The organism is Trinickia violacea, assembly GCF_005280735.1.
In the GTDB taxonomy this organism is placed as follows: Bacteria; Pseudomonadota; Gammaproteobacteria; order Burkholderiales; family Burkholderiaceae; genus Trinickia_A; species Trinickia_A violacea.
On the sequence record NZ_CP040078.1, the window covers coordinates 2,378,446 to 2,390,804 of the forward strand.

Genomic DNA, 12,359 nt, shown 5'->3' on the forward strand with positions numbered 1-12,359 from the left:
TTGAAGGCTGCGGCTCGTCCAGCGTGAGTCGAAGTGTGCCTGTGACATCGCGTCGCGTCTTTTGGGGTTTTCCAGAATTTGTACGGTCTAGTTAGTTTGTATAATTCATGGAAATTCGGCAAGTTTAAGCGGTTGTTCGCGCATGCGAAATTGGATCAGATAGTTCATTTCCGCCCCACCGCTCGCTTCATCCGGATCGATTTTTCGCCTTATTCCGCCCTAGCAGGAGCTTCACCATGCAGCGTTCGATCGCCACCGTATCCATCAGCGGAACGCTTGCCGAAAAGCTGGCCGCTATCCGGCAGGCGGGCTTCGACGGCGTCGAGATTTTCGAAAACGACCTGCTTTACTTCGACGGCTCGCCCGCCGAAGTGCGCCGCATGGCCGAAGACCTGGGGTTGAAGATCGTGCTGTTCCAGCCGTTCCGCGACTTCGAGGGCGTGAGCGCCGAGCGCCTCGCGCGCAATCTCGATCGCGTGAAGCGCAAGTTCGACCTGATGCATGAATTGGGCTGCGACCGCATCCTCGTGTGCAGCAACGTGTCGCCGGACACGATTGCCGACGATGCGCTGATCGTCGATCAGCTCGGCGCGCTGGCGAATGCGGCGCAGCAAGCCGACGTGGTGGCGGCATACGAGGCGCTCGCATGGGGCCGCCATGTGAATTCGTACCGCCACGCTTGGCGGCTCGTCGATGCGGTGAATCACCCGCACCTCGGGCTCGCGCTCGACAGCTTCCATACGTTGTCGCTGAACGATCCGGTCGACGAAATCGCCGCGATTCCGGGCGAGCGCATCGCGTTCGTGCAACTCGCCGATGCGCCGAAGCTCGCGATGGACGTGCTCGAATGGAGCCGCCATTACCGGTGCTTCCCGGGCCAAGGCGATTTCGATCTCGCCCGCTTCACCGCGCGCGTGATCGAAGCGGGCTACACCGGCCCGCTCTCGCTCGAGATTTTCAACGACGGGTTTCGCGCCGCGCAAACCGCCGTCACGGCGAAGGACGGCTATCGCTCGCTGCTGTACCTCGAGGAACAGACGCGCGCGCATCTGGCACGCGAAAGCGCAAAACCGCGCGCCGGGCAGCCGCTGTTCGAGCCGCCCGCGCCACCGGCGCACGTCGGCTTCCAGTTCCTCGAATTCGCCGTCGACGCGGCCACCGGCGCGCAAGTCGCCGACTGGCTCGGCAAGCTGAGCTTTCGCCTCGCGGGCCGCCATCGTTCAAAGGACGTCACGCTCTACCAGCACGGCGCCGCATCGATCGTGCTGAACGCCGAGCGCGATTCGTTCGCCGACGCGTTCTACCAGCGGCATGGACTGTCGCTGTGCGCCTCGGCGTTTCGCGTCGACGATGCGAAGGTCGCTTTCGAGCGCGCTGCCGGTTTTGGCTATACGCCGTTCTCGGGCCGCGTCGGGCCGAACGAGCGCGTCCTGCCGAGCGTGCAGGCGCCGGACGGCAGCCTCGAATACTTCGTCGACGAAGCGCCCGACGCCCCGACGCTCTACGAATCCGACTTCGTGCTCACCGACGTCAACGGCCCCTCCGAAGTCGGGCCGCTCACGGGCATCGACCACGTCTGCCTCGCGCTGCCCGCCGATGCGCTCGACACCTGGATTCTGTTCTTCAAGACGGCGTTCGGCTTCGACGCCGAGCCGAGCTGGGTCGTGCCCGATCCGTACGGCCTCGTGCGCAGCCGCGCGGTGAGGAGCCGCGACGGCTCGGTGCGTATCGCGCTCAACGCGTCGGCGGACCGCCATACCGCGGTGGCCGACGCGCTCGACACCTACCACGGCTCGGGCCTGAACCACGTCGCCTTCCGCACCGACGACATCTTCAGCGCGATCGACCAATTCGTCGCCGACGGCGTGCCGTTCCTGCGCATCCCGCGCAACTACTACGACGACCTCGCGGCCCGCTACGCGCTGCCCGACGAGCTGATCGACGCGCTCGCCGAAAAGCACATCCTGTACGACCGCGACGAGCACGGCGGCAAATTCTTCCACGCCTATACCGAGCCGATCGGCCGGCGCTTCTCGCTGGAGATCGTCGAGCGCCGCGGCGGCTACGACGGATACGGCGCGGTCAACGCAGCCGTGAGACTCGCAGCGCTTGCCCGGCACCGCAAGTAGTTCCACGCGCATATGTTCTAATGGCGGCTCTTCCGCCGCGCGCCGCGGTGCAGCGTGTCCGTGCCCGCCGTGCGCGTCGTTTGCCTTTCAGGAGCGCCGCAGATTCATGAAAAGACTCACCATCGCCGCCGCCGTATCGATCCCCTTGCTCGTCGCCGGATGCAGCCTGTTTCAGAGCAACCCGGATTCCGGCGAGCCCGAAATCGATCACGTGACCAGCCGCTCGGTCAACGACGTCGTCGAATGCCTGACGCAAGACGCGATCAAGCACGGCGTCAGCTTCAAATCGACGCCGATCCCGCAGGGCACGATGCTCGAGTTCGGCAATTCGAACGTCATCAAGGTCCGCGACGACAACGGCCAGACGTCGTATCGCTTCTATCCCGGCGAGCGTCACATCTCGAACCTCTGGCTCGAAGGCGCGAGCAAGACCTGTGCGCCGTAATCGATGTAAACAGTTGTAAGGCGTCGACGGCACAGAAAAACGGGGCTTGGGTGCGCGTTTTAAGAGTCGCTTAAGTCTTCTTGCGGATCATCCGCAAGCAGAATCAGCGATAGGAACGCGAAAATGAACGAGCTGAACCGCCTGCCGGACCGCGCAGCCGCACCCGCGCCCGCCAAGCAACCGCATATCTTGCGGCGCCTCTTGAGCCACCATGAGCTGGCCACGCTGCTCGTCTTGCTGCACGCCCCCATCGACGTCATGGCGAAGCCCGAAATTCCGATGCTGCAGGAAGCCGGGCTCGTCGAGATGGTGAGCGGCACGCAAGAGCGCCCGCGCTTTCAATTGACCTCGGAAGGCAACGCGGTCCTGCGCGGACTCGGCGCGGTTTGAGCTATTTGCAAAGCATCAGCAGCTGTTCCTCTGACGAGCACGCTGGCTTCGGCTTTTCCTCCGCCACGGGTCGCGGTTGCGGCCGCTGTGCGACGGCCGCCCGGTGCGCAAGACACGCGCGCAAGTGGCGCTCCACCGGCGGGTAATACTTCCACCCCGAACTCAGCGGCGGCAATTCGAGTTTCACTTCCTTCCACTTCGGATGACCACGCGCCTGCAGGTCGTCGAAGTGCGTGCACAGCGAGTCGGCGAAACGGTCCAGGTTGCCGACCGTGTCGCGCATCCCATAGTCGTAAGTCACCAGATAGGCTTTGACGGTCCACGTCGGCACGTCCTCCTTGAGCCAGTTCGGATAGCTGCTCTGGTGAATGACGTCCGTGAAATACGTCTGCTTGCCGCGCACCGTTTCAGGAGCGTTCGGATCGAGCTTGAGGAACTTGATCTGCGCGAGCAGTTCCGGATTCATGTCGGTGAACAGCTTCGCCGGCTGGCCGGCGACGACGATCGCCACGTCGATCTGCTTCGCGATCAACTGGGCGAGCGAGTCTTCGTTGCTCAAGTGCGCGATGTTCGCGTCGTCGATCGGACCGCCGAACATCAGGCGGTACAGCGTCGTGCCCGATTGAGCCGTACCGCTGCCGATCAGCCCGACGCTGATGGTCTTGCCCTTGATGTCCTGGATGTAATTCATCGGCGAATCGGCGCGTACGACGAAATAGATCTCTTCGTTGTAGAGCGGCATGATAAGGCGCAGCGGACGGATGATCGTGCCCGCTTCGTCATTGCCCGCATCGGCCATATCGACGAACGCCTGATACACGTCCGACTGCACGAGTGCGAGCTTCACGCCCGGCTCGTAGCGCATGCGCTGCACGTTCTCGGCCGAGCCTTTCGAGGCCAGCACCTCGAGATCGATGCCCGCCGGCGCCGCGACGTACTTGGCGAGATCCGCGCCGATCTGAATGTAGGTGCCCCTTTCAGGTCCCGTGACTATCTTGTAGTGCGCTTCGGCGTGTGCCTGGCCCGCCGAGCCAAGCGTTGCGAGCAACGCGAACGCCACCGTCCCCAACCTCGCCACTATCGTCCTGATCATGGTGCACCTGTTGGCCTGGTTCACATCTCGTGCACAACACGTGTCCGACGTGCCGCGCCGCCCCTCATCGTTGTGCGCAAGTGCAGCGCACGCTCCTGATTTCTGTCCGACATCGATTTGGGCCATCTCGGCCCCGGCCGCGTCGATCGTCCGACGCGTCACTGACTATTCGGCTGATCGGAACTGGGCGCCGGCGGTGCCTTGCCCCAGCCCGATTCGCGGATCGAGCGCACGACCAGCGATTTCGCCTCGGCGCTGCTCGAGTCGGCCGACAGCGCGTCGCCCGCGTTGTGCCAGACACAAGTCCACTGGCCTTGTTGCGCACAGCCTCGCGCGATGCGCAGCGAGGCGTCGCGCGCCTGCTCGCGCGTCTGCAGTTCCTGACGAATTCTTTGTGCGTCTGGATTGTCCGGCTGGGCGGCGATGACGTCGTTCAACGCGGCGCGCGCCCCCGTCAGATCGTTCTTTTGGAGGCTCGCCTGAATCGACTGAAGATCGCGCGGGACCGCCTTGCCGCGATGATCGGCGGACTCGGGCGCCGCAGCGGCCATCGCGGTTTGAGCGGGGGCCTGTGGGACCGCTTGTGCGGGCGGCGCCACTGACTTTGGCGGGGCTGGTACTGGTGTTGGCGCTGGTGCGGCCGCCTGCGCCGATGCTTGCGCGCGCGGGATAGACGGCGGCAGCAGCGGTGGCTGTTCAGCCTTCGCCTGGGCCTGCATTCTTGCCTGCGCTTGGGCTTGGGCCTGCAACTTTGCCTGAGCTTGAGCCTGTGCCTGCAACTTCGCCTGCGCTTGAGCTTGTTGCTTCGCTTGCGCTTGTGCCTGCAACTGGGCTTGTTGCTTCGCCTGCGCTTGAGCCTGCAACTGGGCTTGTTGCTTCGCCTGCGCTTGGGCCTGCAACTGGGCTTGTTGCTTCGCCTGCGCTTGGGCCTGCAACTGGGCTTGTTCTTGCGCTGCCTGCGCATTGCGCGACGCTGGCGCATTGTTCTGCCGCATTGCAGCAGCGGGCGGCGCAACCGGCACCGAGTGCGAAGCAGCGGCGGCAACCGCCGCGCTCGCCGCTGCCGGATGCTCGAATCCCGGCGTGACCGTACCGACCGCCGTACGCGACATCATCTCTTCGACGTGCGCGGCCTCATTGTCGAACTGATGCAGCAGCACGAAGCCGCCGAACAGCACCGCGAACGCGACGAGCGTCAGCCCGGCACCTCGGCTCAAGCCCCAATGCCGCGCACCGCCGGGCAGCGGCGACGCGGCGGAGCCTGCCGACAAGCTCCCGCCGCCGGCCGCCGCGAACAGCGGCACGGGCCGCGCCGCTCCCGCCAGCTCGACGCGCTGCAAGTCGGCGGCAGAGGGCTTCGATGCAGCGGCTGCAGAATTCGTGCCAGCGCTTGCGGCCGAGTCGGCGCCCAGCGCCACCCGCGCACTCGCACCACAATGAGGACAGAAGGAAATTGGCTCGAGCAGCAATCCGCCGCAGCGTTTGCACGCGACGGGAAAAACCGGATCAGGAGTGGATTGGCTAGACATCGCCGGACCCTTGGATGAATACGCGACCGGTAATACGAACCGACATCGCGGCTGCTGCGCTCAAAAGGCCATACGCTGTCAACGCGCTTCGCCGTCGAAAAGAAGACGACGAAAGGGGTCACGAATTTTTAATCAATATGTGTCACTTGGGAGCGCGCGTCAAGCAACGCTGCGAGTTCGCGACTAGCATTAATCCGCCATAAATCCAGCATATTTTCGCATCTTTATTCGTATTCCTATATAATCAATAAGGTATATTTTTATCTCCGCTTGATTCCTCTTAATGGGAAGACATTCGATGAATGCAGCCTCAGGAAAAGTCGCCTTGATCACCGGCGCGAGCAACGGCATCGGGCGCGCCGTCGCGCTCAAGCTGCTGTCCCACGGGTATCGCGTCGTCCTGGCAGCGCGCAATGAAGCCGCGCTCGATGCGCTCGCCGACGCCGCACACAAACGCGGCGAGGACGCGCTCGCAGTCGCCGCCGACATCACCGATGCGTCTAGCGTCGCCGCACTGTTCGAAGCGACGCGGCAACGCTACGGGCGGCTCGATCTGCTCTTCAATAACGCAGGCCGCAATGCGCCGCCGGTCGAAATCGATCAGCTCAGCGTCGACGACTGGCGCGCGGTGGTCGACACGAACCTGACCGGCGCGTTCCTCTGCACCCGCGAAGCCTTCGCGATGATGAAATCGCAAACGCCGCGAGGCGGCCGCATCATCAACAACGGCTCGATCTCGGCGCATGCGCCCCGCCCGTTCAGCATCGCCTATACGGCCACCAAGCACGCGATCACCGGCTTGACCAAATCGACCTCGCTCGACGGGCGCAAGTACGACATCGTCTGCGGCCAGATCGACATCGGCAACGCGGCCACCGATATGACGGAGCGCATGGCCAAGGGCGTCCCGCAGGCGAATGGGGAGCTTGCGCCCGAGCCGAACATGAACGTCGAGCACGTCGCCGATGCCGTGCTGCACATGGCCGAGCTGCCGCTCGAAGCGAACGTGCAGTTCATGACGATCATGGCAAGCAAGATGCCGTTCGTCGGACGAGGCTAGCGCCGTTCAGCGCAATGTCAACGCGATGTGCCGTTGAGCAGCATTCGATACTCAGTCGGCGTGACGCCGACCGTCGCCTTGAATTGCCGCGTGAAGGCGCTGTGATCGGTGTAACCGCAAAGTGCGGCGACGTCGGTCACTTTGTCGTTCGAGACGAGCAGCGCCGTCGCGGCATCGAGCCGCGTCTTCAGCAGCACTTGTCGCGGCGTCAGGTGAAACACCTTGTGAAAATAGCGCTCCAGTTGCGCCACGGACATATCCGCCATCTCCGCCAAGTGTTTGAGGTTCAGCGGCTGCACGTAATTGTCCTGGATGTATTGCACGACAGCCGCGAGACGGCTGTAGGCCGGATGCGTGCCTTCGTCGGCCTTGAGATCGCGCGAGATGCCGGCCAGGCCGACCACGCTGCCTGCCGTATTGCGCAGCGGCACCTTGGTCGTCAGGCACCAGCCCGGTTGCCGGCCGGGATAGAGATGCAGCTCGAGCTGGTCGAGCATCGGGTTGCCCGCGCCGATGATCGCTTGATCCTGCGCCATGTAGACACGGCCGAAGCGGCGCGGGAAGACATCTTCGGTGGTCTTGCCGAGCAGCTCGCTCTTTTCCTTGCAACCGCAGCGCCGCGCGAGCGTGCGGTTCACGAGCGCATAGCGCGCGTCGCGGTCCTTCACGAAGAAGACGACGTCGGGCAGCGCGTCGAAGACGGGCTCGAGCATCGTGAAGTGCGCGAGCATGTCGGCAAGCGTTGCCGCCGCGGGCACGGTGGGCAGGTCGAGGGAAGCGTTCGGCGCTAAAGCCTGCGTGTTCATGGTCGAGGGTGTCTCGCGGCGGCGGCCACGTCGGGAATGTGCGATCGATTATAGGTCCGCGAAATCGTCGTCAGGCGCCGCCGCGATGAGCGTCGCGATCTTTGCGGGGCTGAACGGCGGGCGCGGCGGTGCGGGGTCCCAGTCTTGCGGGCCGCCGCCATTGGTGGCTCGGCCCAGGGCGACGTCACCATTGGTGGCCCCGCCATTCGTGGCCCGGCCTAAGGCGGCCCCGCCATTCGTGGCCCGGCCGAAGTACGTCTTGGCTGCCGTGCCGCAAATGCGGCCTTGGCACGGCCCCATCCCGCAGCGCGTGTGCAGCTTCGCGTCGCGCCAAGTCGAATGAGCGGCGGCATCGCCTAACGTGACGTCCTCGCAGCGGCACAAGAGCGTATCGGCAGGCGGCGGCTCGCAGGCGGCAGCACCCAGCGCAAACGCCCGCTCGACGCGGCCCGCAAAGCGGGCCCAGCGCTCGCGCGCGCGCCAAAGCGCAGACGGAATCCCTGCGCCGCTCGCAGCCAACCCGGCGAGTTCGCCTTCGATGCGCGCGAGCTCCATCCCGCCGATGCCCGTGCATTCGCCCGCCGCGAACACCGCCTCTACCGTTGTGCGCTGCACATCGTCGACGGCGATTGCACCGTCAGCGCGGTCCGTCCCATCCGCCAACTCGCAGCCGAGCGCCTGCGCCAGCGTCACGTTCGGCACGAGGCCGTAGCCGCACGCCACGCGGTCGCAAGCGAGGGTGATATCTCGCGCGCCACGCCGGACGACGACCGCTTCGACACGTCCCGCACCGCGCGCTTCGCGCACGACGCCGCCGGTCCAATAGCGCAAGCCGGCGAAACCGCGCGTCAAATGCGCGGCCTGCCAGAGCTTCGACGGCGTCGCTGCGAGCGTGACGCCAAAGCGCGCCACGCTCGCAGCGCTCGCCTGTTCGACAACCGCGAGCACCTGCGCACCGGCCTCGCGCGCGGTGACGAGCTCAGCCATCAGCAACGGCCCGCTGCCCGCGATCACGACGCGCTCGCCGCGCACCGGCACGCCGCCTTTGATGAGCGCCTGCAAACCGCCGGCGCCGGTCACACCGGGCAGCGTCCAGCCCGGAAACGGCAGCAAGCGCTCGCGAGCGCCGGTCGCGAGGATCAGACGGTCGTAGGACAGCGCGACACCGCCCTTTTCCGCCGATTCGATCAGCAATCCCTTCGCGGGCAGCAGCGCGATCACGCGTGCCGAAGGCCATAATGTGACGTTCGAGCAGGCCGAGAGCGAGCTGAGCGCATCGCGCAAAGGCGCCGCCTCGACGCGATTTGGCCCTTGCCGCCAGACTTGGCCACCCGCTCGCGGATTGTCGTCGAGCACCGCGATGCGTGCGCCGCTTGCCGCCGCCGCGCGTGCCGCACTCAAGCCGGCAGGCCCGGCGCCGACGACCACGATGTCGTAGTGCAACGTCATCGCCCGGCTCCCGTTTCGATCGTCATGCCATCGCGGCAAACGGTCTGGCACGCGAGGACATGCGCGCAGCCATCGACCGTCACCCTGCACTCCTGGCACACGCCCATGCCACAGAGCATGGCGCGCGGCTCGCCCGTCACCGACATCCGGCTGCCACGTATGCCATCCGCCAGCGCAAGCGCGGCCGCAACCGTCGTGTGGACGGGCACGTGAAGCGCCTGTCCGTCGACCGTCACCGCCACCTGTTCGCGATTCGCCTCACGCATGGCAGGCTCCCGCGATCGATCCGACCGAAAAGCGCTCCGGCAAATACGGCTCGATAGGAATGGCGGACTCGGTCCCGGCAATCTGCGCCGCGAGCAGCTTCGCCGTCGCGAGCGCGGTCGTCACGCCGAGACCCTCGTGTCCCGTCGCGAGCCACACGCCGGGCGCGGCAGCGCCGGCCGGGCCGACGAGCGGCAGACCGTCCGGCGTCGCCGCGCGAAAGCCGGTCCAGGCGCGCACGCCGTTCATTTGCGGCAGCATCGGCAGATAGCGTGCCGCGCGCTTCAGCATCCGCGCAAGCACGGGCATGTCGACGGCGGGATCGGTGGTCTCGAACTGACGCGACGAGCCGATCAGCAGTTGACCCGTGGGGCGCGGCTGCGCATTGAATGCGACCGACGTGCCCGCCGCGTGATGCGCGCTCTTGATATAGCCGAGTTCGAGCAATTGATGCTGGATAAAGCCCGGATAACGATCCGTGATCAGCAAGTGGCCTTTTTTCGGCTGTATCGGCAACGACGGCACAAGCTGCCGCGCGCCGAGGCCGTTCGCGAGCACGATCTGCGCGCCGTTCACGCGCTCGCCGTTGGCGAGCGTCGCGTGCGTGGCATCGAGCTCGCGCACTTCGCTCCCGAGACGCACACGGATGCGCGCCGCGCCCGATGATTGCGTGAGCAACCATTGCGCGGCCGCCGGTGCATAGACGATGCTGTCGTGCTCCACCAGCAAGCCGCCCGCCATCGAGGGCGCCAGTGCCGGTTCGCAAGCTCGCAGTGCGCCGGCGTCGAGCAGCTGCGCGGCCACATGCTGCGCCGTTAACGCGTCGTGCATCGCGCGCGCGGCTTCCCATTCCTCTTCGTCGGCGGCCACCCATAGCGTGCCGCAGCGCGAGAACGCATCGCGCGCGCGTAAGTGCGGCGCCAGTTCGAGCCACAAGTCGCGCGAATAGCGGGAAAGCGCAAGCTCAGCGGGAGAATCGTTCATCACGACCAGATGGCCCATGCCCGCCGCCGTCGCGCCGCCGCCGATGCCTTGGGCGTCGAGCACGTCCACGGTCATTCCGCGCGCGGCCAGCTCAGCGGCGCAGGCTGCGCCGACAATCCCGGCCCCGACGATCACGACATCAGCCGTCATGCGGTGCGTATGCCCCATGCGAACGGATCTTGCGCATCGAAGCACAAGCGCCCTTCAGCCATGATGTGCGCGTGTCCGGTGAGGGTCGGCACGATCGTGCCCGCCTGATCGCTTTCGACATAGCACGCCTCGAACACGCTGCCGATGATGCTCTCCTGCCGCCACACCTCGCCGGGCGCGAGCTTGCCGTCGGCGGCGAGGCACGCGAGCTTTGCGCTCGTGCCGGTGCCGCACGGCGAGCGGTCGTAAGCGTTGCCGGGGCACAGCACGAAGCTGCGGCTGTCGATGCCGTCGCGCGAGCCTGGGCCGAACAGTTCGATATGGTCGATCAGCGCGCCGTCGGCGCCGGTGATGTTCTGCGCGATCAACGCATCGCGCACCGTCGATGTAAATGCCGTCAGCTCGGCGATGTTCGCGGGCACGAGCGTGCGCCCGTGTTCGGAGACCAGGAAAAACCAGTTGCCGCCCCAAGCGATATCGCCCGTCAACGGCCCATGCCCAGGCACGTCGACCGTGACCGCATGCCGATGGCGATACGCCGGTACATTCTTGACCGACACGCTACGATCGTCATTGAGCGTCGCCTCGACGACACCGACCGGCGTTTCGATCCGATGGCGCCCGGGCTCGATCCGCCCCATATGAGCGAGCGAAACGACCAGCCCGATCGTGCCGTGCCCGCACATGCCGAGGTAGCCGACGTTGTTGAAATAGATGACGCCTGCGGCACAATCGGAAGCGTGCGGCTCGCACAAGAGCGCGCCGACGATCACGTCGGACCCGCGCGGCTCGGTCACGATGCCCGCGCGCCAATCGTCGAAGCGCTCTCGCAAGGTGGCAAGCCGCTCGGCGAGCGGGCCGCGGCCGAGATCGGGGCCACCGGACACGACCAGGCGGGTGGGCTCGCCGCCGGTGTGCGAATCGATGATGTTGACGGTTTTCATGGGGCCAATGGTAGGAACGCGCACGCCTGCCGTCTTGGCGGCGTTGCGCGTGCGACGTGACGATTTCGGCACAACTCCCAATACGCGTTGCTGTGCCGAAATCGTCATCCGGCACGCGCGAATGACGCAAGACGGCACAATTTCTGATGCTTACACTGCGCTTCAAATCCTACTCGGGACTTACATCAGGAGAGAAGAGATGGCACATATCTGGGAAGGCGTTCTGCCGGCGGTCACCACCAAATTCCACGCAGATTTCAGCATAGACCATGAATGGACGAAGAAGAACATCGAGGCGCAGATCGAGGCCGGTGTCGACGGCATCATCGTGTGCGGCTCGCTCGGCGAGGCGTCGACGCTCTCGCTCGACGAAAAGCTCGAAGTGCTCGATATCGCCGTCGATGCGTCGCGCGGCCGGGTGCCGGTGCTGTTGACGGTGGCGGAAAACAGCACGCTCGACGGCTGCCGCCAGGTCGAGCAAGGCGCGAAGCGCGGCGCCGCCGGCTATATGGTGCTGCCGGGCCTGCGCTATCTATCCGACCGGCGCGAAACGCTCAACCACTTCCGGATGGTGGCCGACGCCAGCCCGCTGCCGCTGATGATCTACAACAATCCGCTCGCGTATGGCGTCGACATGACGCCCGACATGTTCGCGGAGATCGCCGACGAAAAGAAAATCGTCGCGATCAAAGAGTCGTGCGGCGACGTGCGGCGCGTCACCGATCTGATCAACGCGGTCGGCGACCGCTACGCCATTTTGTGCGGCGTCGACAACCTCGCGATGGAAGCGATGCTGATGGGCGCGCACGGCTGGGTCGCGGGGCTCGTCTGCGCGTTTCCTCGCGAAACGGTCGCGATCTACAAGCTCGTCAAGGCAGGACGATTCGACGAAGCGCGCAAGATCTATCGCTGGTTCGCGCCGCTGCTCGCGCTCGATGTTTCGCACAAGCTCGTGCAGAACATCAAGCTCGCCGAGGCCATCGTCGGCCTTGGCACGGAGCCCGTGCGCCCGCCGCGGCTGCCGCTCGCAGGCGACGAACGCAAGGCCGTCGAATCGCTGATCCGTCACTCGATCGAAACGCGGCCCGCGCTGCCGACGCTCTGAGCTGAGCGCTA

Annotated in this window: 12 protein-coding genes; 5 read left to right on the forward strand and 7 right to left on the reverse strand. The window is 65.5% G+C overall.

The window, feature by feature from the left end:
* The first annotated feature begins 236 nt into the window (after window positions 1-236).
* The 3 genes from FAZ95_RS32745 (at window position 237) to FAZ95_RS32755 (ending at window position 2,964) form a co-directional block, all read left to right on the forward strand.
* Window positions 237-2,129, forward strand: coding sequence for a bifunctional sugar phosphate isomerase/epimerase/4-hydroxyphenylpyruvate dioxygenase family protein (locus tag FAZ95_RS32745; RefSeq protein ID WP_137336547.1), 1,893 nt, complete (start codon window positions 237-239; stop codon window positions 2,127-2,129).
* 106 nt (window positions 2,130-2,235) lie between these two features.
* The gene (locus FAZ95_RS32750) at window positions 2,236-2,574 is read left to right on the forward strand and encodes a hypothetical protein (protein ID WP_137336548.1); all 339 of its coding nucleotides are present in this window, start codon (window positions 2,236-2,238) and stop codon (window positions 2,572-2,574) included.
* 123 nt (window positions 2,575-2,697) lie between these two features.
* Window positions 2,698-2,964 (forward strand): hypothetical protein, encoded by a 267-nt coding sequence (locus FAZ95_RS32755; RefSeq protein WP_137336549.1) that lies wholly within the window; start codon window positions 2,698-2,700, stop codon window positions 2,962-2,964.
* A gap of 1 nt (window position 2,965) precedes the next feature.
* Here FAZ95_RS32755 and FAZ95_RS32760 read toward each other — a convergent pair whose 3' ends face one another.
* Window positions 2,966-4,057 (reverse strand): TAXI family TRAP transporter solute-binding subunit, encoded by a 1,092-nt coding sequence (locus FAZ95_RS32760; RefSeq protein ID WP_137336550.1) that lies wholly within the window; start codon window positions 4,055-4,057, stop codon window positions 2,966-2,968.
* 158 nt (window positions 4,058-4,215) lie between these two features.
* On the reverse strand, window positions 4,216-5,475 hold the full coding sequence (locus FAZ95_RS39635) for a hypothetical protein (protein WP_175425829.1): 1,260 nt from the start codon (window positions 5,473-5,475) through the stop codon (window positions 4,216-4,218).
* A 409-nt stretch (window positions 5,476-5,884) separates the two neighbouring features.
* Between FAZ95_RS39635 and FAZ95_RS32775 the strand changes: the two genes are divergently transcribed.
* Window positions 5,885-6,646, forward strand: a complete 762-nt coding sequence (locus FAZ95_RS32775) for an SDR family oxidoreductase (RefSeq protein WP_137336553.1) — start codon at window positions 5,885-5,887, stop codon at window positions 6,644-6,646.
* A 17-nt stretch (window positions 6,647-6,663) separates the two neighbouring features.
* On the opposite strand, the gene FAZ95_RS32780 is transcribed toward FAZ95_RS32775, so the two are convergent.
* The 5 genes from FAZ95_RS32780 to FAZ95_RS32800 are packed head-to-tail and all read right to left on the reverse strand — an operon-like array spanning window position 6,664 to window position 11,243.
* Window positions 6,664-7,452, reverse strand: coding sequence for an AraC family transcriptional regulator (locus FAZ95_RS32780; protein WP_137336554.1), 789 nt, complete (start codon window positions 7,450-7,452; stop codon window positions 6,664-6,666).
* A gap of 48 nt (window positions 7,453-7,500) precedes the next feature.
* Window positions 7,501-8,901: an NAD(P)/FAD-dependent oxidoreductase gene (locus FAZ95_RS32785; RefSeq protein WP_137336555.1), complete on the reverse strand. Its 1,401-nt coding sequence runs from the start codon at window positions 8,899-8,901 to the stop codon at window positions 7,501-7,503.
* On the reverse strand, window positions 8,898-9,167 hold the full coding sequence (locus FAZ95_RS32790) for a 2Fe-2S iron-sulfur cluster-binding protein (RefSeq protein WP_137336556.1): 270 nt from the start codon (window positions 9,165-9,167) through the stop codon (window positions 8,898-8,900). The genes FAZ95_RS32785 and FAZ95_RS32790 overlap by 4 nt, the downstream gene beginning before the upstream one ends.
* A complete protein-coding gene (locus tag FAZ95_RS32795) occupies window positions 9,160-10,299 on the reverse strand; it encodes an NAD(P)/FAD-dependent oxidoreductase (RefSeq protein WP_137337720.1) in 1,140 nt (379 codons plus the stop codon). Before FAZ95_RS32795 ends, FAZ95_RS32790 begins: the two co-directional genes overlap by 8 nt.
* Window positions 10,296-11,243, reverse strand: coding sequence for a 4-hydroxyproline epimerase (locus tag FAZ95_RS32800; protein ID WP_437437757.1), 948 nt, complete (start codon window positions 11,241-11,243; stop codon window positions 10,296-10,298). Before FAZ95_RS32800 ends, FAZ95_RS32795 begins: the two co-directional genes overlap by 4 nt.
* Before the next feature lie 199 nt (window positions 11,244-11,442).
* On the opposite strand from FAZ95_RS32800, the gene FAZ95_RS32805 reads away from it, so the two are divergent.
* Window positions 11,443-12,348, forward strand: coding sequence for a dihydrodipicolinate synthase family protein (locus FAZ95_RS32805; protein ID WP_137336557.1), 906 nt, complete (start codon window positions 11,443-11,445; stop codon window positions 12,346-12,348).
* Window positions 12,349-12,359: the final 11 nt, after the last annotated feature.